General features: G+C 62.9%; 14 protein-coding genes and 2 rRNA genes. 11 read left to right on the top strand and 5 right to left on the bottom strand.

What is annotated here, in order from left to right; translation table 11 throughout:
- The first annotated feature begins 349 nt into the window (after positions 1 to 349).
- Both J3D46_RS01940 and rrf read left to right on the top strand, forming a co-directional pair.
- Positions 350 to 3,494, top strand: a 23S ribosomal RNA gene (locus J3D46_RS01940).
- A gap of 145 nt (positions 3,495 to 3,639) precedes the next feature.
- Positions 3,640 to 3,756, top strand: a 5S ribosomal RNA gene (rrf, locus tag J3D46_RS01935).
- 77 nt (positions 3,757 to 3,833) lie between these two features.
- On the opposite strand, the gene J3D46_RS01930 is transcribed toward rrf, so the two are convergent.
- Complete coding sequence (locus tag J3D46_RS01930) at positions 3,834 to 4,823, bottom strand: patatin-like phospholipase family protein (protein WP_231338443.1); 990 nt, start codon at positions 4,821 to 4,823, stop codon at positions 3,834 to 3,836.
- Between the two features lie 496 nt (positions 4,824 to 5,319).
- Here J3D46_RS01930 and J3D46_RS01925 point away from each other — a divergent pair, with 496 nt between their 5' ends.
- From J3D46_RS01925 to J3D46_RS01915, 3 genes are all read left to right on the top strand, one after another.
- Positions 5,320 to 5,607 carry an HU family DNA-binding protein gene (locus J3D46_RS01925; protein WP_011776355.1) on the top strand — a complete coding sequence of 96 codons (288 nt, stop codon included), beginning with the start codon at positions 5,320 to 5,322 and terminating at the stop codon, positions 5,605 to 5,607.
- A gap of 124 nt (positions 5,608 to 5,731) precedes the next feature.
- Complete coding sequence (locus tag J3D46_RS01920; RefSeq protein WP_374110758.1) at positions 5,732 to 7,969, top strand: cytochrome c oxidase assembly protein; 2,238 nt, start codon at positions 5,732 to 5,734, stop codon at positions 7,967 to 7,969.
- Complete coding sequence (locus J3D46_RS01915; protein WP_253464838.1) at positions 7,969 to 9,942, top strand: NHL domain-containing thioredoxin family protein; 1,974 nt, start codon at positions 7,969 to 7,971, stop codon at positions 9,940 to 9,942. Before J3D46_RS01920 ends, J3D46_RS01915 begins: the two co-directional genes overlap by 1 nt.
- A gap of 115 nt (positions 9,943 to 10,057) precedes the next feature.
- On the opposite strand, the gene J3D46_RS01910 is transcribed toward J3D46_RS01915, so the two are convergent.
- The 4 genes from J3D46_RS01910 to J3D46_RS01895 form a co-directional block, all read right to left on the bottom strand.
- Entirely contained in the window at positions 10,058 to 11,086 is a 1,029-nt protein-coding gene (locus J3D46_RS01910; RefSeq protein WP_253469128.1) for a hypothetical protein, read from the bottom strand.
- Positions 11,087 to 11,201: 115 nt separating this feature from the next.
- On the bottom strand, positions 11,202 to 12,899 hold the full coding sequence (locus tag J3D46_RS01905) for a helicase HerA-like domain-containing protein (protein WP_231338445.1): 1,698 nt from the start codon (positions 12,897 to 12,899) through the stop codon (positions 11,202 to 11,204).
- A gap of 9 nt (positions 12,900 to 12,908) precedes the next feature.
- On the bottom strand, positions 12,909 to 13,427 hold the full coding sequence (locus tag J3D46_RS01900) for a GNAT family N-acetyltransferase (RefSeq protein ID WP_231338446.1): 519 nt from the start codon (positions 13,425 to 13,427) through the stop codon (positions 12,909 to 12,911).
- Positions 13,428 to 13,484: 57 nt separating this feature from the next.
- Positions 13,485 to 15,422: an FAD/NAD(P)-binding domain-containing protein gene (locus J3D46_RS01895; RefSeq protein ID WP_253464808.1), complete on the bottom strand. Its 1,938-nt coding sequence runs from the start codon at positions 15,420 to 15,422 to the stop codon at positions 13,485 to 13,487.
- A gap of 289 nt (positions 15,423 to 15,711) precedes the next feature.
- Between J3D46_RS01895 and J3D46_RS01890 the strand changes: the two genes are divergently transcribed.
- Genes J3D46_RS01890 through J3D46_RS01865 form a run of 6 tightly spaced genes read left to right on the top strand, consistent with a single transcriptional unit; the run spans position 15,712 to position 21,642 of the window.
- Positions 15,712 to 16,677 carry an amino acid ABC transporter permease gene (locus J3D46_RS01890; RefSeq protein WP_200846924.1) on the top strand — a complete coding sequence of 322 codons (966 nt, stop codon included), beginning with the start codon at positions 15,712 to 15,714 and terminating at the stop codon, positions 16,675 to 16,677.
- Positions 16,674 to 17,603 carry an amino acid ABC transporter ATP-binding protein gene (locus tag J3D46_RS01885; protein ID WP_253464805.1) on the top strand — a complete coding sequence of 310 codons (930 nt, stop codon included), beginning with the start codon at positions 16,674 to 16,676 and terminating at the stop codon, positions 17,601 to 17,603. Before J3D46_RS01890 ends, J3D46_RS01885 begins: the two co-directional genes overlap by 4 nt.
- A gap of 8 nt (positions 17,604 to 17,611) precedes the next feature.
- Complete coding sequence (locus tag J3D46_RS01880; RefSeq protein WP_231338449.1) at positions 17,612 to 18,613, top strand: ABC transporter substrate-binding protein; 1,002 nt, start codon at positions 17,612 to 17,614, stop codon at positions 18,611 to 18,613.
- On the top strand, positions 18,610 to 19,776 hold the full coding sequence (locus tag J3D46_RS01875; RefSeq protein WP_253464803.1) for an LLM class flavin-dependent oxidoreductase: 1,167 nt from the start codon (positions 18,610 to 18,612) through the stop codon (positions 19,774 to 19,776). The genes J3D46_RS01880 and J3D46_RS01875 overlap by 4 nt, the downstream gene beginning before the upstream one ends.
- Entirely contained in the window at positions 19,760 to 20,587 is an 828-nt protein-coding gene (locus tag J3D46_RS01870) for a DUF1684 domain-containing protein (protein WP_253464801.1), read from the top strand. Before J3D46_RS01875 ends, J3D46_RS01870 begins: the two co-directional genes overlap by 17 nt.
- The gene (locus J3D46_RS01865) at positions 20,584 to 21,642 is read left to right on the top strand and encodes an LLM class flavin-dependent oxidoreductase (protein WP_253464798.1); all 1,059 of its coding nucleotides are present in this window, start codon (positions 20,584 to 20,586) and stop codon (positions 21,640 to 21,642) included. Before J3D46_RS01870 ends, J3D46_RS01865 begins: the two co-directional genes overlap by 4 nt.
- Positions 21,643 to 21,653: the final 11 nt, after the last annotated feature.

Genomic DNA, 21,653 nt, shown 5'->3' with positions numbered 1-21,653 from the left:
TTGGAACGTGGCCGGGGCGTGCGGTTTGTGGGGGTTGTGTTTGGCGCACTGTTGGGTCCTGAGGCAACAGGACCTTTTTGCAGCAATGCAGGGGGGCACTTCTGGTGTTTCTTTTGTTCCTGCTTCCGGTACTGCTGGTCACTGTTTTCAGCCCTGTGTGGGTTGTGGTGGGTGGTGGTCTGGTTGATGGGGTTGTTGTTTGAGAACTACATAGTGGACGCGAGCATCTAGAGCACGCACGTGGCTGATCCTTTTGGGGGTTGGTGTGTGTGTTCTTACAGCAATTTCTTATGAATGAACCTGGCCCTTGTGGTCGTGGTTCTCTCGAGTAAGTTTTTGATCTTTGTGTGGTCAAGTTTTTAAGGGCACACGGTGGATGCCTTGGCATTAGGAGCCGAAGAAGGACGTAGGAATCTGCGATAAGCCTGGGGGAGTTGATAACCGAGCGTTGATCCCAGGATGTCCGAATGGGGAAACCCCGCACAACGCTGTCATGGTGATTGTGTGACCCGCATCTGAACACATAGGGTGCGTGGGGGGAACGCGGGGAAGTGAAACATCTCAGTACCCGCAGGAAGAGAAAACAAGAGTGATTCCGTTAGTAGTGGCGAGCGAACGCGGATGAGGCTAAACCGTTCCATGTGTGATAGCCGGCGGGCGTTGCATGGGCGGGGTTGTGGGACTTTCCGTTTTGGTTCTGCCGGACCAATGGGGTGAGAGCATGAGCATAGGTGAACGGTCTTGAAAGGCCGGCCAGAGAGGGTGTGAGCCCCGTAACCGTAATGTTGTGTGCCGCCTGGAGAGGATCCCAAGTAGCACGGGGCCCGAGAAATCCCGTGCGAATCTGTCAGGACCACCTGATAAGCCTAAATACTTCCTAATGACCGATAGCGGACCAGTACCGTGAGGGAAAGGTGAAAAGTACCCCGGGAGGGGAGTGAAACAGTACCTGAAACCGTGTGCTTACAATCCGTCGGAGCCAGTCTGATTCTGGTGACGGCGTGCCTTTTGAAGAATGAGCCTGCGAGTTAGTGTTACGTCGCGAGGTTAACCCGTGTGGGGTAGCCGTAGCGAAAGCGAGTCTGAATAGGGCGAGTGTAGTGGCGTGATCTAGACCCGAAGCGGAGTGATCTACCCATGGCCAGGTTGAAGCGACGGTAAGACGTCGTGGAGGACCGAACCCACTTCAGTTGAAAATGGAGGGGATGAGCTGTGGGTAGGGGTGAAAGGCCAATCAAACTCCGTGATAGCTGGTTCTCCCCGAAATGCATTTAGGTGCAGCGTTGCGTGTTTCTTGCCGGAGGTAGAGCTACTGGATGGCCGATGGGCCCTACAAGGTTACTGACGTCAGCCAAACTCCGAATGCCGGTAAGTGAGAGCGCAGCAGTGAGACTGTGGGGGATAAGCTTCATAGTCGAGAGGGAAACAGCCCAGACCACCAACTAAGGCCCCTAAGCGTGTGCTAAGTGGGAAAGGATGTGGAGTTGCGAAGACAACCAGGAGGTTGGCTTAGAAGCAGCCATCCTTGAAAGAGTGCGTAATAGCTCACTGGTCAAGTGATTCCGCGCCGACAATGTAGCGGGGCTCAAGTACACCGCCGAAGTTGTGGATTTCACACATTGCCCTAGCCTTCGTGGTTCAGGGGTGTGGAGTGGTAGGGGAGCGTCGTGTGGGCAGTGAAGTCGCGGTGGAAACCAGCGGTGGAGCCTACACGAGTGAGAATGCAGGCATGAGTAGCGAAAGACGGGTGAGAAACCCGTCCGCCGAATGATCAAGGGTTCCAGGGTCAAGCTAATCTGCCCTGGGTAAGTCGGGACCTAAGGCGAGGCCGACAGGCGTAGTCGATGGACAACGGGTTGATATTCCCGTACCGGCGAAAAACCGCCCATGCCAAGCGGGGGATACTAACCGCCCGGAGCCTGCCCGCTCACCCTTGTGGTGTTGTGGGTTTTGGCCGAGCGCGGGACCTGATCCCGGGAGGTAAGCGTATTAACAGGTGTGACGCAGGAAGGTAGCCGGGCCGGGCGATGGTTGCCCCGGTCTAAGGATGTAGGGTCAGGGATAGGCAAATCCGTTCCTGTGTGTTTCGAGCACAATCCTGAGATCTGATGGGACTCCCGTTTGGGGGGATCCGGTGATCCTATGCTGCCAAGAAAAGCATCGACGCGAGGTTTTAGCCGCCCGTACCCCAAACCGACACAGGTGATCAGGTAGAGAATACCAAGGCGATCGAGAGAATTATGGTTAAGGAACTCGGCAAAATGCCCCCGTAACTTCGGGAGAAGGGGGGCCTGCCCCGTGATGGAGACTTGCTCTCCGTGAGCGGGTGTGGGCCGCAGAGACCAGGGGGAAGCGACTGTTTACTAAAAACACAGGTCCGTGCGAAGTCGCAAGACGATGTATACGGACTGACTCCTGCCCGGTGCTGGAAGGTTAAGAGGACCGGTTAGCCACTTGTGGCGAAGCTGAGAATTTAAGCCCCAGTAAACGGCGGTGGTAACTATAACCATCCTAAGGTAGCGAAATTCCTTGTCGGGTAAGTTCCGACCTGCACGAATGGAGTAACGACTTCCCCGCTGTCTCAACCATAAACTCGGCGAAATTGCAGTACGAGTAAAGATGCTCGTTACGCGCAGCAGGACGGAAAGACCCCGAGACCTTTACTATAGTTTGGTATTGGTGTTCGGAGTGGCTTGTGTAGGATAGGTGGGAGACGTTGAAACCTGGACGCCAGTTCGGGTGGAGTCATCGTTGAAATACCACTCTGGTCACTTTGGACATCTAACTTCGGCCCGTGATCCGGGTCAGGGACAGTGCCTGATGGGTAGTTTAACTGGGGCGGTTGCCTCCTAAAAAGTAACGGAGGCGCCCAAAGGTTCCCTCAGCCTGGTTGGCAATCAGGTGTCGAGTGTAAGTGCACAAGGGAGCTTGACTGTGAGAGAGACATCTCAAGCAGGGACGAAAGTCGGGACTAGTGATCCGGCGGTACATTGTGGAATGGCCGTCGCTCAACGGATAAAAGGTACCTCGGGGATAACAGGCTGATCTTGCCCAAGAGTCCATATCGACGGCATGGTTTGGCACCTCGATGTCGGCTCGTCGCATCCTGGGGCTGGAGTAGGTCCCAAGGGTTGGGCTGTTCGCCCATTAAAGCGGTACGCGAGCTGGGTTTAGAACGTCGTGAGACAGTTCGGTCCCTATCCGCTGCGCGCGCAGGAAATTTGAGAAGGGCTGTCCTTAGTACGAGAGGACCGGGACGGACGAACCTCTGGTGTGTCAGTTGTACTGCCAAGTGCATCGCTGATTAGCTACGTTCGGATGGGATAACCGCTGAAAGCATCTAAGCGGGAAGCTCGCTTCAAGATGAGATTTCCATACACATTTATGTGTGAGAGGCCCCCAGCCAGACCACTGGGTTGATAGGCCGGATGTGGAAGCGAGGACTAAAGACTCGTGAAGCTGACCGGTACTAATAGGCCAACAACTTACACCACACAACACACTGCACGCGTCCACTATGTGGTTCCCGAACAACAACCCGCTTGTTCCAGGAACAAAAACACAACAAAATAACAACACCACAGTTGTAACCACGCTTCCCACCCACCCCACCACCGGGGCGCGGACGGGTAACAAAGTTACGGCGGTCATAGCGTGGGGGAAACGCCCGGTCCCATTCCGAACCCGGAAGCTAAGACCCACAGCGCCGATGGTACTGCACCCGGGAGGGTGTGGGAGAGTAGGACACCGCCGGACAACCATTAAGAAGAGCCCCGACCACGACGGTCGGGGCTCTTCACATTTAACCACCCACCACGGCCGCCTTGGTGCCGTTATTGCCAGAACTCGCGCAGCTGACCGGCGAGGGCTCTGCCTTGGTCGAACCCGGCTCGGGCTGCGGCCGGTCGCAGGGACAGATCCATGGCATTGATGCCGAACATGTGCTCCGACTCCCCTTCCGGGAACACCGTTTCCACGCGGCTGCCGTTGCCCCTTAGAGTGTCTATCTGGGCTGCGAGGTGCATATGCCATTTTGTAGGTGTCCGTGTTTGGCCACCAAAGGGTGACAGCACCAGCACCCGTGCGTGCCCGGCGGCCAGGTCGGCATTCTCAGCGTTGGTTCGGTATCCACCATCGATGTAGCGGCCATTGCCAATGCTGTAAGCGAAGCCACTGGCACAGCTGGCGGCCACGGCGTCCACCAACTCCACGCCGCTGTGACGGTCGAATACCACCGGTTCACCTGTTTGGGCGTCAACTGCGGTGAGAAGCACTGCTCGTTCCGGCCACGACTGTTGGGGCAGCCGGGTTGCGACGGTGGCCCGCCACCGGGCACTGGCACCGTCCATCGCCTCAGCCATGTCGATAGCCGCCGCTCCCATTCTGCGGCGCATATCAGGCATATCCTCGGAAGCATCGATGATCCTGGCCGTTCTGTCCAAGTGGTCCACCACGGGCTTGGCCGGATTCCGTGGGTTGGTGACAGCTGGAGCTCCGGCCCGCTGCGGGACAGGTGCAAGGGCGGCAGCAAATAGTTCCGCCGGCGTCGCACCGGCCAGCTGGGCGGCGGCCGTCGCGCCAGCTGATGTTCCTATGGTGAGGTCGGCCGTGGTTGCATCCAGCCCGGCGTCGAACAGTCCTGCGATCACGCCGATCAGCCATGCGTTGCCTGTGGAACCGCCGCCGCCGAGGACCAATGCCCGCTGCCCCGTGGGGTGGAGCCGGGTGGAAGCGTCGACTCCAGGCGAAGGCTCGTCTGAGCCCGGCCCCTCAGTGACCGTCGTCGGTGTGCTGTGCAGAGGTGAAGAAGATGATGAGTTCATGGGAGTCGCCTTTCGCGAAGTGCGTGACGGGCGCTCCCAATGGCGACTAGGTCAGTCGCGAGATCGTGGACTGCAGGGGAGCGCCCACTGTGGATACTGCGTTCATGGGTCTCACCTCCTGCCAAAAGTTCACGATCACCGGAAAAGTATCACCCCGCTGACCCTCTACGCAATTGTCGCAACGTGTGCCGGTTGGGTCGGCGGAATGAACTGCGGCTCCGTAAGAATGGTCCCCGAAAGAGTGGCAGGCACACATACTGTCCTGCGGATTCTGTTCCCACCCGGGCCCGGCCGCAGGTCGGGATCACCGCCGAAGGGTACGCCAAGGGCGTAAAGCACCCCAAAAAACCCCGAAAATCCGGTGATTTTGGTCAAAAAGGCGCGGAAACACGCGGAATTTGCTGGCCATGCCAGTCCAAGCTGGTAAGTTTTCGAACAGTGGCTTGCTCGCATTCCGCTTGAAAGCTCAAAAACGTATGAGTCCAGGAGGACGTAAATGGCTAAGAACCGTAGTGAACTCGTTGCAGAGGTAGCAGGCAAGGCTGGCACCAGCCAGGCAGCAGTCAACTCCGTGCTCGATGCACTGTTCGAAGTTTTCGAGACTTCTGTCGCCGCCGGCGAAAAGATCACCATCCCGGGCTGGCTCGCAGTTGAGCGCACCGACCGTGCAGCCCGCACCGGCCGTAACCCGCAGACCGGCGAAACCATCCAGATCGCAGCCGGCCACAGCGTCAAGCTGACCGCTGGCTCCAAGCTGAAGGCTGCTGTCGCCAAGAAGAAGTAATAACTCTTCGGCGAATGCCTTGAAGGGACGGCAACCTGATGGTTGCCGTCCCTTTTGCTTTGGGTTAATCCACATAGCGCCGTCCCGATTCGCAGCCCGGCGACAGGTAGCGGACAATGGATAAGTGCCATCAGCAAGAAGTTCCGCAACTGCCCCTTCGCCTGTTCCCAAGCCGGGAGCGCGGGGAGGCACTACAGTCGCGGGGATTTCCCTGCCTTGGCAACTAGCTGGCCTGGCGGCGCTGTTCCTCGCGCTGGCAGCGGCACTCATTTTCTCCGGTGCTTCCGCAGCCCGACAGGTTTCGGACCCAGGCGCCTTGGTCCGGTGGGGCCTTCCGTTCGCCAAGGCCATCCACAACGTCTCGGTGGCCACGGTGGTGGGCGGCTTGATCTTCGCCGTCGGCATCCTGCCCAAGAACCTCGGTGGGTCGCGTTCCCGCGAGAAGGACCTCGACGCACCCGAACATCCCGCCTTCGCCCGGGCCCTCGCCGTTGCCGCCGCAGCGGGTGCGGCGTGGACCCTATCCGCTGTGGCCGTCCTCGTCCTCACCTACGCAGACGTCGCGGGACAGGGGCTCTCCGGCGACGCCGAGTTCACCCGTTCGCTGGTGTACTTCATGACGGACATCGAGACCGGCAAGGCCTGGCTCGCCGTTACCATCATCGCCGCGGTGGTGACTACGGCCCTGTTCGGCGTCCGATCCCTGACCGGTCTTGCCTTCACTCTCCTGCTGGCATTGATTGGCCTTGTTCCCACAGCGTTGATCGGGCACTCTTCAAGCTCAAGCGACCACGAAGGTGCAATCAACTCCTTGGGACTCCACTTGGTGGGGGTCTCCACATGGGTGGGTGGAATCATCATGCTCGCGGTCCTCTCCGGCATCCTTACGGGGTCCCGGAGTAAAGGAACCCCTGACATCACTGAGCAAACCCTCCGGCGTTTCTCGTCCCTTGCCGGCTTCGCCTTTGTCCTGGTGTTTGCCTCGGGTGTTATCAACGCCGCCATCCGGGTGACCAACCCTGCCGACCTGTTCGGCTCCCCGTATGGTCAGCTCATCGTCGCGAAGTCGCTGGCCACGCTGGTGCTGGGTGGCATCGGCTTCATGCATCGGCAGTGGGTCATCCCGCAGCTTGGCAAAAACGGTTCCATGTCTGCCCGCCGCGTGCTGTGGCAGCTGGTTCTGGTTGAGCTGCTGGTCATGGGCGCGACGTCGGGACTTGCCGTGGCGCTCGGACGCTCGGCTCCGCCGCAGCCCACCACTTACGCACCTGATGCATCGCCGTCGTTCATCCTCTCCGGCTACGAGCTCCCACCGGAGCTCACTCCGGAACGCTGGCTGACCGAATGGCGCTTTGACTGGCTGTGGGTGGGAGTGGCGTTGTTCGGCGCGGTTACCTACATCATGGGCATCATCAAGGTCCGCAAGCGTGGAGACAAATGGTCATGGTTCCGGGCCGTAAACTGGCTGATCGGCCTGGTGGTGCTGACGTACATCACCTCGGGCCCGCCCGCTGTGTACGGCCGTGTGCTGTTCTCTGCGCACATGGTGGACCACATGGCACTGACCATGGTGGCACCGATCTTCCTGGTCCTGGGCGCACCCGTGACGCTGGCGCTGCGGGCTCTGCCGTCCAGGGGCGAAGGCGCCCACGGCTCACGGGGCCTCCGCGAATGGTTGCTGCTGTTCGTGCACTCGAGGTTCTCGCAGATCGTGACGCACCCGCTGTTCGCCGCAGCGAATTTCGCGGGATCGATCGTTCTCTTCTACTACTCTGACCTCTTCGGCCTGGCAATGCGCGAGCACGTGGGCCACGAGCTCATGAACGTCCACTTCCTCCTGACGGGCTACATCTTCGTGCTGAGCATGATCGGAAGCGATCCTCTGCCGCGCCGTGCTCCGTACCCGATGCGCCTGCTCCTGCTGCTGGCCACCATGGGCTTCCATGCCTTCTTCGGCGTCGCCATCATGGGTGGAACCGGGCTGCTCGCTGCTGACTACTTCGGGAACCTGGGCCGGGCCTGGGGGCCGTCGGCGATTGGAGACCAGCAATTGGGCGGCGCCGTGGCATGGGGGATCGGCGAGGTTCCCACGCTGCTGGTGGCGATCGGGGTGGCCGTGATGTGGTCCAGGTCGGACGAGCGGGAAACCCGCCGCGTTGATCGTGCCGCTGACAGGAATAACGACGCCGACCTCAGCGCTTACAACGATATGTTTGCCCGGCTCGCCGACCGCGACGCCAAGATGGCGAACCGCACTGCCCAGCCATCCAGGACGGCCCAGGCCGAACGCACCAACGCCGAACGCCCCACCACAGACCCTGCCGGGCAGACTGAAACAAATACCAAGCTGGAAGGACGCTGATGAGCGAAACCGTACGCACCCAACTCCGGGTCCGGGCCTCCGAACTGGAGGGCCGCGGCTGGCTCAACACGGGCGGCAAATCCTTGGACCTCGAGTCCTTGCGGGGCAAGATCGTGCTGCTCGACTTCTGGACCTTCTGCTGCATCAACTGCCTGCACGTCCTGGACGAGTTGCGCCCGCTCGAGGAAAAGTACTCGGACGTCCTGGTGACGGTCGGCGTGCACTCGCCCAAGTTTGAGCACGAGGCAGATCCCGTCGCCCTGGCATCCGCCGTTGAGCGCTACGAAATCCATCACCCGGTCCTGGACGACCCGGAGCTGGCCACCTGGAAGGCGTACACGGCCCGTGCCTGGCCCACCCTGGTGGTCGTCGACCCCGAGGGCTACATCGTGGCCCACCTTTCGGGCGAGGGCCATGCCGACGGCCTAGCTGTCCTGCTGGAAGAACTCGTTGCCGAGCATGAGGCCAAGGGAACCCTCCACCGCGGTAACGGCCCGTACGTGGCTCCCGTGCCGACGTCGGGCACTTTGCGGTTCCCGGGTAAAGCCACGCAGCTGGCCAACGGCAATTACCTTGTAGTGGACTCCGGCCACCACAGGCTCGTGGAACTCCGCCCCGACCTTGAAACCGTAGAGCGCGTCATCGGCTCCGGCACCAAGGGGTACTTGGACGGGCAAGCCGAGATCGCACAGTTCAACGAACCGCAGGGCGTCGCGCTGCTCCCCTCGGAGCTGGCGTGGAAGCTTGGCTACGACGCTGTTGTAGCCGACACCGTCAACCACCGACTCCGCGGTGTGACGCTGAGCTCGGGTTATGTGCAGACGGTTGCGGGCAATGGCGTGCAGCGACTGCTCGACGCCGGTCCAGCCCGCGTGACGGACACCGGCGCCGGTACGTGGTCTGAACACCACGACGCCGGTCCGGCTGACTTCGCCGCCGACGCGATCGATGTTGGGGCGCTTGGCCTCGGCACCGGGGTGTCCTTGTCCTCGCCGTGGGATGTTGTGTGGAGCGGGAAGCTGCAGCGTGTTGTCATCGCCATGGCTGGTACCCACCAGATCTTCGCCTTTGACCCCCTCAGCAATGAGGTCTCCATCCTGGCCGGTTCCGGGCTTGAAGGCTTGTTGGACGGCAAAGCCGAGGAAGCCTGGTTCGCCCAGTCCTCAGGGTTGGCAATCGACGCCGACGGCAACATCTGGGTCGCTGACTCGGAGACATCGTCGCTGCGTCGCCTGGTGGTCACCGATTCCGGCGTGACCGTCGAAACCGCCGTGGGCAAGGGCCTGTTCGATTTCGGGTTCCGTGACGGCGACGCCGCTGAAGCCCGCCTGCAGCACCCACTCGGCGTTACTGTCCTGCCGGATGGTTCCGTAGCCATCGCCGACACCTACAACGGTGCCGTTCGCCGGTACGACCCCGCCACCAAGTCCGTGTCCACGTTGGCGAGGGGCCTCGCGGAGCCGAGTGACGTCGTCGTGGTCCAGGTTGAAGGCAGCGAGCCGCTGCTTGTAGTGGTGGAGTCGAACAAGCACCAGCTGGTCCTGGTACCGATTCCCAAAGAAGCCCAGCAAGTGGATGAAGGTGCGTCGCAGACGCACCGCCCCAAGAGTCCGGTGACCCCCGGCGCGTTGGAACTCGCCGTCCGTTTCAAGGCGCCGACCGGCCAGAAGCTGGATGACCGCTGGGGCGACCCCACGCAGTTGAAGATCTCCTCCACCCCGCCGGAACTGCTGGTCTCCGGAGGCGGAACGTCTGTGGGGCTGCTGCGCACCCTGGAGCTGTCCGCTGATGTGCCCGAGGGAATCCTGCACATCACCGCCCGCGCGGCCGCATGCGATGGACCTGAGACTGAAGACGGCGAAATCCCGGACCATGCAGCCTGCCACCTCTACCAGCAGGATTGGGGCATTCCGGTGGTCCTGCAAGCGGACGGTGAGTCCGAGCTGGTGCTGGACCTGCGTGGCATGGACTAAATCAGATTGACAGGGATGGCCCGGGTTGCTCCTTCGGGGGACGGCCCGGGCCATTTCCGTGTCGACCCCGTGCGGCCCAGCCCGCCCGTGTGGCCCAGCCGTGTCGGCGGAAAGCTCAGAAGGTCAGCAGGGGAGTAACCGTCACGGTGTCGCTGCCCACGTCCAACTGGGTGGTGAAGCTGAAGTCGTGCTCCACGTTGAGGTCGTTGACGAACCCGCTGAACAGGTTGATCTCCCTGGCGGTCAGCGTGGCCTTGCCGTTGAGGGGAGCTACCACCCACTTGCCGCCAAAGGGTTCGATGGTGATTTTGGGGTACTCGGTGATGGCCCATTTGATGGTCCCGTCAACGACACGGGCATTGCTGGCGTGGTAGAACGGGCAATCCGGCTGGAGCCGCTGCTGCTCGGTGGCCTGGGCGGCGCAGTTGTCCAGGAACTCCCGGACCTTCCCTGCGACCGCCTCGTTCATGGACTTCGTGGAGCGGGTCTGCAGGTTCAAGGGTGCTTGGCCGCCGTCGCGCGTTGACACAAGGGCTGAGGCGGCAGGGGCTTCGAAGAATGTCCCGTTGAGGCTTGCTTCGTACTTGCCGGGGAAGAACACGGCGAAGGTGTTGCGGCCGTTGGGCATGTTCACTGGGACGCCATTGAGGGTGGCTTCGCTGGCGTTGACCACGGTGACTTCAATGGTGGGCAGGGTGGTGGGCACGAACGCCCACTTCGCGAAGAACAACCACTGCGTCCCGGTCCGTTCCATCAGGAACTCGGTGTGGAGCTTACTGCCGTCCAAGGTGTAGTCAACGGGCACTGCGACGCGGTTGCTGCCGCGTGATTCAGGGTTTCCCACCTTGACGTCGGTCATCTTGGAAGCGGCGGTCTGCAGGGCTGTGCCATCGAGCATGGATGCGTTTGAGCTGGGCACTTTGGCGCGGAGCAGGCCCAGCGCCTCTTCGCCCTCACCCTTCTGCAGCGCCGCCAAATACTCCTTGACGGGCCGTTGGGGACTGGCCACGGAAGAGCTCACCAGGTTGATGCAGACGATCGCCCCGGCGGCAGCAAGCATCAGACCGAGCAGCCACCCGGCTGCGGTCTTGACGAACGCTTGACTCAACTGCACGCCCTTTACGTTACCTGTCGCGGCAGCGATCACCGTGCATGAAGGCCGCGTTATGACGTATGTCCACCGATTGGAGAAGGCTCGACGGCGGGTGGCAGCAGGCCTTGCCGCCACCCGGCGTCGTGCTTTGGACAGCCAACCAGGACTAGCGGCGCCGCCGTGAGGAGGTGCCGAAGACGCCGCGCAGCAGGTCGCGGCCCAGCTGCGTGCCCATGGACCGGACCATGCTCTTGAGCCCTCCGCCCAGCGCCCCACCAAGGGCGCCGGCGATGTCACCGAACATGCCGTCCTGTTGCTGGGACGATTGCGGAGCGGGAGTTGGCGCCGGCGGCGCCGGGTAGGACTCAGGTGTGGAGGCTGGCCGCGAACTGGGGCGGCCGAGGATTTCCTCCTCGATGCGGCGGGCTTCGGCGTCGATGTCGGCCTGGGAGGAGCCGCCCGAAGCGGGCACTGGTGGCTGCCCCGGTGCAGCATCGCCCGTAGGGACGGCTGCCTGGCCGTTCAACTTCTCGTAGGCGGAAAGGTTGTCCACTGCGGTTCCGTATTTCACCAACAAAGAGGACGCGGCTACGGTGCTGAGAACCAGCTCGTCGGTGCTGGGACCCATCACGGACTCGGGTGCGCGGAGCCGGGTCAGAGCAACGGGCGTGGGCGCGCCTTTCTCGTTCATGACGGTGATGACGGCCTCGCCGATGCCGGCCGAGGTGAGCGTCTCCTCGAGGTCGTAGTCGCTGACCGGGAACGTGGAGACGGTGGCCTTCAGCGCCTTGGCATCCTCGGGGGTGAAAGCGCGCAAGGCGTGCTGCACTCGGTTGGCGAGTTGGCCGAGGACATCGGCGGGAACATCCTTGGGGGTCTGGGTGACGAAGAATATGCCCACACCCTTGGAACGGATGAGCCGCACCGTGGTGGTGATTGCTTCGAGGAAGGCCTTGGACGCGCCGTTGAACAGCAGGTGTGCCTCGTCCAGGAAAAACACGAGTTTGGGTTTGTCCAGGTCGCCGGCTTCGGGGAGTTCCTCGAAGAGATCCGCGAGGAGCCACATGAGGAACGTGGAGAACAGCAGCGGCTTGGTCTGCAGGGTGGGGAGCTCCAGGCAGCTGATCACACCGCGGCCATCCGGGGCTGTGCGGAGGAGCTCTGCGGTATCGAACTCGGGCTCACCGAAGAACTTCTCCATGCCCTGGGCTTCAAGGGTGACCAGCTCACGCAGGATCACCCCTGCGGTGGCTTTGGACAGCCCACCGAGGTCGGCGAGTTCGGCCTTGCCTTCGTCCGAGGTGAGGAACTGGATGACAGCTCGAAGGTCCTTGAGGTCGATGAGCTCCAGGTTGTTCTTGTCCGCGAAGTGGAAGATCAGCTGGAGGCTGGACTCCTGGGTGTCGTTGAGGTCCATGATGCGTGAGAGCAGGATGGGTCCAAAGGAGGTAATGGTGGCGCGGACCGGGATTCCGTGGCCGTCGCCGCCGAGGCTCAGGAACTCGACGGGGAAGTTTTTGGCCTGCCAGTCCTGCCCCAGCGCCGACGTGCGGGCAGTCAACTTCTCACTGCCAGTGGCCGGCGTCGCCAGTCCGGACAGATCACCCTTGATGTCCGCAAGGAAAACCGGAACACCCGCCGTCGAAAGCTGTTCGGCGATCATATGCAGCGTGACCGTCTTGCCGGTACCCGTGGCCCCGGCCACCAGTCCGTGCCGGTTCATCATGGCCAGTGGAAGCCTGACCTGCGCTTCCTTGTGGATCTCGCCGTCAACGATCGCGGCGCCGAGTTCGATGGTGGCACCTTCCAGGGCGTACCCCTGCTGGATGGTGGCGATTTTTTCGGCAGTGGATTTGTTGGCCATGCGCATAGCTTAGCTGTGCACGGCAAGATCCTTGCTGAACGCCAAATGCTTGATTTCCTCGGGGTCTGCGGCGAGGTCGAACAGCGCTTTGTAGCCTGTGGCCAGATACAGGTTCCTGGCCTCCGGCTGGCGCGGGCCAGTGGTGAGGTAGAGCTTCCGGTAGCCCCGCCGTCGGGCCTCATTCTCCAGTTCCGTCAGGACCAAGCGGGCCAGCCCACGGCGTCGGTGGGCCGAGTGGGTCCAGATCCTTTTGAGCTCGGCTGTGTGGTCGTCATAGCGGCGGAACGCGCCGCCGGCCACGGACTCGCCGTTCTCCTGGATGATGACCAGCGCGCCGTGCGGGGCTTCGAATTCCTCTGCCGGGTACCTGTTCAGTTCCTCGGCTGCGCCCCCGGTGCCGAACAGGTTCCCGTAGCGGGTTTCGTATTCGACGGCGAGCTCGTCCAGGAGCGGACGGACGCGGGGATCGCGCATGGGCAGGCTGAGGACGGTAAGGCCCGACGTCGGCAGGGTTGGGGTGGTGGTCATGTCAGGCCTTTCGTAGGTGGAACCCAAGTAGGTAGCAGTTAATGCCGTTGTGAGGGCTCAAAACGGCATCAACTGCGACTCAGTTGGGCGGGCGGCAGCAACGGTGGACAGGATCCGGCGCGCCAGGGCGTCGTTCTCCCGGAAGGGTGCTGCGTTGGTGTTGGGACGGGCAAACGCCCCTGCGCCCCAGCCGGACGTCCACGGACCCACCGCGAACAAACCCTTCTGAGGAGTACCAACAGGGGAGAGTACCTCGTGATTCCCGGAGACCAGGAGTTTCCCGGTGGAGTGTGCGCCTTCGGAGGTGAGGAGCCGTTGTTCGGTGCCCCATCCGGCGTCGTGCAGGTCGGCCAGTGCGGGATTGGCGGAACGCTCCACGGAAGCGGACGGCAGCCGCGCCTCAATGTACGCGGCGGCGTCCACCACCACGGGGGACTGGAATGAGCCGGCTACGAACCGACCGAGGGAATCATCGGCACGGACCCACATGCCAGGACCCAGGAACTTCAGGAGCCCGGCCCTGTGCAGCGCCAGCATCTCGCGGAGGCGGTGCGACGGCGGTCCGGAGTCCACAAAGCTGAAGAAGCCGTGCCACCATCCGTGGATCGCCTGCTGGGAGCGTGCGTTGAGTCGCTCCTGCGGGACCAGCCGGCCGAGGTCCATGTAGACGAACAACAAAGCCGTAAAGAGGGCGAGGGTCTCGGAATGGTCCGGGCTTGTGCGGAGGTTGAGGTCGTTCTGGATGTACGCGGCAACGGAGCGCTGCACCGTGTCATGGTCGGCGAACGCGCAACCACTGAGCGGGTGGTCCAGTTTCTCGAGGTCCAGGCGCAAGGCAGGATCCGGTATGGAGAAGGCCGCCAGTTCTTCCCGGGCAGTGCTGTACCAATCGACGGCGTCAAAACGCGACTCGAAGCTGGTCCATGTTCCCAGAACCCGCGACGGGTATCCGGTGAACAGTTCCCGATAGTAGGCGTAGCCGGCATCCTTGGCGATCAGCGGCCACAGGTGCGTGCGGAAGTCGAGTTCCTGGTGCTCGGTGAGGAGCGCATCAACGGCCTCTGCGGTGAAGTATCGCGGACGGGTGATCGGCTCGCCGCGGAGAACGGAGGAGATCTTGGAGTGGAACGGCACGCCGCGCCGTGAACCGGCCCAGACCCGGGGTTCGGCGCCGGAGGGCACATAGTCCAGTTCGCCGTCGGGCCTTTCTTCGAAACGGCCGCCGCGGCCCTCGAACAGCAGCACCAGCAGGTCCACAAATGCCAGGCCCATGCCGGAGACGATCACGTCCTGGCCGGCCTGGAGGCCGGAGTAGTCAACGTCCGTGGTGTACGACGGCGGCGCGTGGAACCCGCCGTGCCGTGCAGCGAACTCACTGAGGCGGACGGATTCGGGGTCCGGCAGGGAATCGGTGTGGCCCACCGCGTACACCACGACGTCGGCAAGCACCTCGGCGCCGGACGCCAGCCGCACGCGGTGCGGACCGTCGTCGTGCCCGCCGCCGGACGCAGCTGAGACCGCGGTGGCCGTTTCGCGATGCACCGTCACCGTGACCTCAGGGCCGAGGGTGTTGACGGCCCGGCCGAAGAACCACTCAAGGTACTTGCTCTGGAGTTGCCGGGTGGGAAAGGACGCGGGCGTCAGGGAGCGAAGTTGCGCGAGAAGGTGCGGCTCCAGCGCAGGGACGTCCCGGATGGTGCCGTCCAACACGCCGGCGGCCCAGGTGGAGAGGCCTGGGCCTTCAACAGAGGGCCCATCGCAGGCCACCGAGGCGTCAGTGAACATGGTGACATCGGCGGCGGTGGAGTTGAGCAGCAGGCCGGGATCCTGGTCATATCGCCAGATCCTCCCGGAGCCGGGCTCATGAGGCTCGACGACGTGGATGTGCAGGGGGCCCTGAAACAATGCCGGACGGTTGGCAGCAAGCCGTTCAAGGACGCCGGCCGTGCGCGGGCCGCCGCCAATGAAGGCGGTGGCGGGAACTCGTGACGGCATGGGATCTCCTGAAACGGCAGTGGTTGGTGATGCCCAATCTAAGGACGAAGCAGGCCGCCGGTCGAGGCGGTGGTAACGGCCGTTCACCATGCGTCATGGAGCGTTAAGCCGCGCAAGATCCCGACTCATATGGCGGCTCATGAACGTGATTGTGACGCTGTGCGAACTCCTGCGAAGCCCCGCGAAGTCCAGTGAAGAAGTGCAAATTCCTGCCTTGCTGCCGGGTTTCGCGCGGCCCTAGATTGGCAGCCATCCGATAGGCAACAACCGATATGAAATGAGGTGGCGCATGAGTGCAATCGCACCGCCTGCCACGGCGGACACTGCACCGCCCACCCCGGATTACTCCGAGTACAAGCTGGTTCCGGCCCGGCATCCCTGGCGATGGGTGGGCACCGTGCTGGTTGCCGCCGGCGTCGCCGCCATTGCCTGGTCCCTGGTCACCAACCCCCGCTGGGAGTGGGGCGTGGTGGCCGAGTGGTTCACCGCCCAGTCGGTAGTCAACGGACTCATCGAGACCCTCAAGCTCACGGCCATCTCCGGTGTCCTGGGGTTCGTCCTCGGATTTATCCTTGCCCTCATGCGGCTGTCCGCTTCGCCACTGCTGGTCTCGGTTTCCTGGACGTTCTCCTGGATCTTCCGCTCCACGCCGCTGCTGGTCCAGCTCCTGCTTTGGTACAACCTGGGCTACCTGTACGAAAAGATCAGCCTCGGCATCCCGTTCACGGACGTCCGCTTCTTCGAGGCCCAGACCACCACGCTCATCAGCCAGTTCGCTGCAGCCGTCCTGGGCCTCACCCTGAACCAGGCAGCCTACTCCGCAGAAATCATCCGCGGCGGCATCCTCTCCGTGGACCAGGGCCAGCTGGAAGCTGCCTCGGCCCTGGGCATCCCGGCGTGGAAGCGTTCCACCAGGATCGTGCTGCCCCAAGCGATGCGCGCCATTTTGCCCAATGCGTTCAACGAGATCATCGGCTTGGTCAAGGGCACCTCGATCGTCTACGTCCTGGCCTACTCCGAGCTGTTCTACACGGTCCAAGTCATCTACAACCGGACCCAGCAGGTGCTGCCGCTCCTGCTCGTCGCCACGCTCTGGTACGTGGTGATCACCTCCGTGCTGAGCGTCTTCCAGTACTACATCGAACGCCACTTCTCCAAGGGCGCCCTCAGGACACTGCCGCTCACCCCGTTGCAGAAGGCTCGCAAGTTCTTCACCACCCACGTTGCCGCCACACCCACGAAGGAAACCCGATGACCACCGTCTTCTCTTCCTCCGAAGCCGCTGCCGCCGCCCACCTCGCAGAGGCCAAACTGGCCGAGGAACCGTCAGCTCCCCAAGGTGGTGCTCCCCAGCGGGAACGCACGACGACGGCCCGACCCGCCGCTGCGGACACGAAAGTCACCCGCGGCCAGGTGGACATCACCAACGTCCGGAAGTCCTTCGGCGCCACCGAGGTGCTCAAGGGCGTCTCCTTGTCCGTTCGGCCGGGCGGCGTTGCCGTGATCGTCGGGCCTTCCGGGTCCGGGAAATCCACGCTCCTGCGCACCATCAACCACTTGGAAAAAGTCGACGGCGGTTACATCACCATCGATGGCGAACTGGTGGGTTACGAGGTCCGCGGGAACAAGCTCCACGAACTGCGTGAGAAAGACATCCTCAAGCAGCGCACCAACATCGGCATGGTGTTCCAAAGCTTCAACTTGTTCCCGCACCTCACCGCCTTGGAGAACGTCATTGAAGCGCCCATCGTGGCCCAAAAACGTTCCAAGGCGGAGGCCCGGAAGCGTGGGCTGGAACTGCTGGACCGGGTGGGCCTGAAGGACCGCGCCGATGCTTACCCCCGCCAGCTCTCCGGGGGCCAGCAGCAGCGGGTGGCGATAGCCCGGGCGCTGGCACTTGATCCCAAGATCCTGCTCTTCGACGAGCCCACCTCCGCGCTGGACCCTGAGCTCGTCAACGAGGTCCTGGACGTCATCCGGGAGCTCGCCAAGTCCGGCACAACGCTGATCATCGTGACCCACGAGATGGGCTTTGCCCGGGACGTTGCGGACACCGTGGTCTTCATGGACCAAGGCCAGATCGTCGAGTCCGGCACACCCCAGGACATCTTCGCCAACCCCCGCGAGGAACGCACCCGCAGCTTCTTCTCCAAAGTCATCGAACCAGCTTTCAACATCTAGGAAACCCCATGCTTCGCACTACCCGCGCTTTCGCCGCCACTTCCAAAACCAAGCTTTTGGCACTCGCTGTACTTCCCGCCGTCGTGCTTCCCGTGCTGGCCGGGTGCTCCGATCCCGGGGCATCGGCCGCCAAGCCCGAGTCGGAGGCTGCCAGGAATGGCATCGTCTACAACACCTCTGTCGACCAGAACCGGATCCGTGGCGAGAAAGACGCTGCCGCAGCGGGGGCCGTTCCGGCAGCCATCGCCAAGGACGGGAAACTGACGGTTGCTACCACTGCCGGTTCCATCCCGCTGTCCTTCCACGCCACGGACGATAAGACTCCCATTGGTGTGGAGGTGGACATTGCCCAGCTCGTGGCCGACAAACTGGGGTTGGAACTGGACCTCCAAGTGACGTCGTGGGAGAACTGGCCGCTGAAGACCCAGTCCGGTGACTTTGAGGCCGTGTTCTCCAACGTGGGCATCAACGCGGCCCGCGTGAAGCTGTTCGACTTCTCCACCTACCGTGCCGCGTACATGGGTTTCGAAGCGAAGAAGAGCTCCAACTACGACATCAAGGGCTCGGACGATATTTCCGGCCTGAAGATTTCCGTGGGCTCGGGCACCAACCAGGAGAAGATCCTGCTGGCGTGGAACAAGGAACTCGAAGAAAAGGGCAAGGCGCCGGCGACGCTGCAGTACTACTCCGCGGACGCCGACACCATCCTGGCTTTGTCCTCCGGCCGCACCGACCTGAACCTGGCGCCGTACCCGTCGGTCACCTACCGCGAGAACACCCGTGACGACCTCAAAGTAGTGGGCAAGGTCAATGCCGGCTGGCCGGCTGAAACGCTGGTCGCCGCCACCACTCTCAAGGGCAACGGATTGGCTCCGGCCATTACCGACGCGCTGAATTCCACCATCAAGGACGGCTCGTACGGCAAGGTCCTGGAACGCTGGGGCCTTTCCGAGGAAGCCTTGACGGAATCGAAGACTGTCACTGAAGCAACCTTTGGTGCCGGCAAATGAAGTTCCAGGTCCTGGACATCATTCCCCATGTGAAGAACCCGGTCACAGGGAAAATTGTCTCCACCGCTGACCGCCTGAACCAGGTGGTGGAGACAGCCCGGCGGGCGGAGGAGCTTGGCTATGACAGCTTCTCCGTGGGGGAACGCCACGCGGGCGAGTTCGTGTCGTCCTCTCCGACGACGGTCCTCGCCGCGATTGCCGCCGTCACCAGCCGCATCCGCCTGCAGACCGGTGTCACCGTGCTCTCCGTGCTGGATCCCGTGCGCGTGGCCGAGGACTACGCCACCATCGACCAACTGAGCCGTGGCCGACTGGAACTCGTGATCGGCAAGGGCAACGAGGTGCTCCAGTACCCCTTGTTTGGCCTGTCCCTGGACGAGCAATGGGAACTGCTCGCCGAAAAGTACGCACTGCTGCGCACGCTGTGGCGCAAGGAAAGCGTCACGTGGTCCGGCCGCTTCAGGCCCGCCCTCACGGAGCCGACCACGACGACGCCGCGCCCCTTCGCAGGCTCGCCGCGGATTTGGCACGGCTCGGCTACAACCCTGACCTCCGCTGCGCTCGCCGCCAAGTGGGGAGATCCGCTGTTCACGGCCAACGCTATCCAGCCGCGGGAGAACTACAAGGTCCTGATCGACCACTACCGCGAAGAGTACGAGCGCCACGGACATGATCCCCGGCACCAGTACCTCGGCTCGGGCAGCGGTGCCGGTGGAGTGTTCATCGCGGACACCACGCAGGAAGCCATCCGCCAGTACGGTCCGGTCTACGAAGGCCTGACTGCCGGTCGCAACGTTCCCGGCAACAACTCGCCGTTCAGGGACATCCAGCACGCAGTGGCCGAGGGGCCGGCCTTGGTAGGCAGCCCGGAGCAGGTCATCGACAAGATCCTCAGCTACCACTCGCTGTACGGCCACGATCTTCAGTCAATCTCCCTGCCTACTACGCTGCCGTTCGAACAGCAGCTCGAGATCCTGGAACGCTTCGCGCTGGAAGTTATCCCGGCCATCCGGGCGGCGGCACCCAGCACGCTGTGGGCCGCCGGGGATCCCTTCGCGGGCCGACCCGAATTCGCCGGGAAAACCGAAGCCGACGCTGCAGCAACCGTCACAGCAGACCATGCATTGAACAGGAGTGATACCGCACATGTCTACGCACACTGAAACAGCACTCGAATCCTTCGACGAGGAATGGCAGGAGTGGCATGACGCCCACGAGCGGCACCGTGCCCACCCGCATGGCTTCCTCGCCGTGACCCACCTGCACTGGCTCAGCAGCGACGCAACTCGGCTGGAAGGCGCGCCGGGCACCTGGAGTGCGGATGCCGACGTCGTGCGTGTTGTCCTGGAACCGGGCGAAAGCCTGCAGCAGGACGGGGTGGAACTGAACAACGGCACTCCTGTGGAGCTTGGGCCGATCGAGGAACGTGGCGGGATCAACCTGGTCTCGGGCGACACCGTGATCGAGGTTGCCAAGCGCGGCGGCGAGTACATCGTTCGGCCACGGAACCCGTCGAATGCCTTGTTGCAGGAGTACCAGGGCACGCCCGCCTACACACCCAACGCGGCGTTTGCCGTGGCCGGGACTTTCGTACCTTTCGAGGCGCCCCGCCCCACCACCGTGGGTGCCGCCGTCGAGGGTATCCAGCACGTGTACGAAGCTCCCGGTGAGATCCGCTTCAAGCTGGCCGGCGAGGAACTGGCGCTGACCGCGTTCAACGGCCACGCTCCTGGTTCCCTGTCGGTGCTGTTCACGGACCAGACCTCCGGCAAGACCACTTACGCCGCCAACCGCTCCCTGTCCGTGGTCCCTGCCGCTGATGGCTCGGTTGAGCTCGACTTCAACCGGGCCGTCAACCTGCCCTGCGCCTATACCGACCTCGCTACCTGCCCACTCCCGCCGGCCGAAAATCGGCTGACCGTGGCTATCGAAGCCGGCGAAAAGATCCCCTACGAACGTCAGGACCAGAAGTGAGTTCCCCTCAAGACAACAAGGCCGGGTTCCTGGCCATTGAACTCGATGGTGCCGGGTACCAGAACCTTGCCCGTGCTGTCCTCGCAGCCGAGTCCGCCGGTTTCCACGCGGCAACCTTCACGGACACTCCGGAAGCCGGACGGACCAACGCCCTGCAGCGCGCAGCCTTTGCCGGCCCCGTCACCCGTACCATCGCCGTGGTCCCCGAGGTGGACACCGTCTACACGGAACCGTTCCACGTCTCCACGCAGCTCGCCAGCCTGGACTACGTATCCGGTGGCCGGGCCGGGTGGATCGTGACTGCGGCCGAGTCGCCCGAGGCCGCTGCCGCCGTCGGACGTTCTTCGGTTGAAGGTGCCGCGCTGGCCCAGGAGGCTGCCGCGTCCATCGAGGTCGGGCGCCGTTTGTGGGACTCCTGGGAGGACGACGCCGTGATCCGCGACGTCGCCACCGGCCGGTACATCGACGTGGACAAGCTGCACTACGCGGATTTCGAAACGCCCTCTGATTTTGCAGGTGCCGGGTATTCCGTGAAGGGCCCCTCCATTATTCCGAGGCCCCTGCAGGGACAGTTGCCGGTGATCGCTGCTGCATCCTTGGTAGGCGATGGTTTGGTTCCGGCCGACGCCGTGGATGCTGTCCTGGTGTCCGCGCCCACGCCCGAACTGCTCGCTGCCGAGGTTCGTGACGTGCGTGCCCGCCTGGGTGCTTCCGTGGCAGTTGTTGCGGAGCTCGACGTCGTCCTGGACTCGCGTGGCGAAGCTGCGGCCTCGCGGTCCTTGTCCGATGCGGAAACCGGACGGGCGCGGTTTGTCGGCTCTGCCGAGCGTCTCACCGACCTTCTCGATGCACTGCTCCAGGAGGCCGACGGCGTTCGCCTCCACCCTGATGTTCTGGATGCCGGGTTGGACGAACTGTCACGGCTTGTCCTGCCGGAACTTCGTCGCCGCGGTTCCCTTCGGCCGCCCATCCAGGACAGTACGTTCCGCGACCTGCTGGGCCTCGGACCGGCGGAAAACCGCTATGCAACCACCGCTTCCGGCGCGGCAAAGTAAAGGAACACACC

Origin of the sequence: Paenarthrobacter sp. A20 (assembly GCF_024168825.1) — a bacterium.
Taxonomy (GTDB): domain Bacteria; phylum Actinomycetota; class Actinomycetes; order Actinomycetales; family Micrococcaceae; genus Arthrobacter.
The sequence above is the reverse complement of the archived record's forward strand: the minus strand, read 5'-3'. Positions and strand labels throughout refer to the sequence as shown.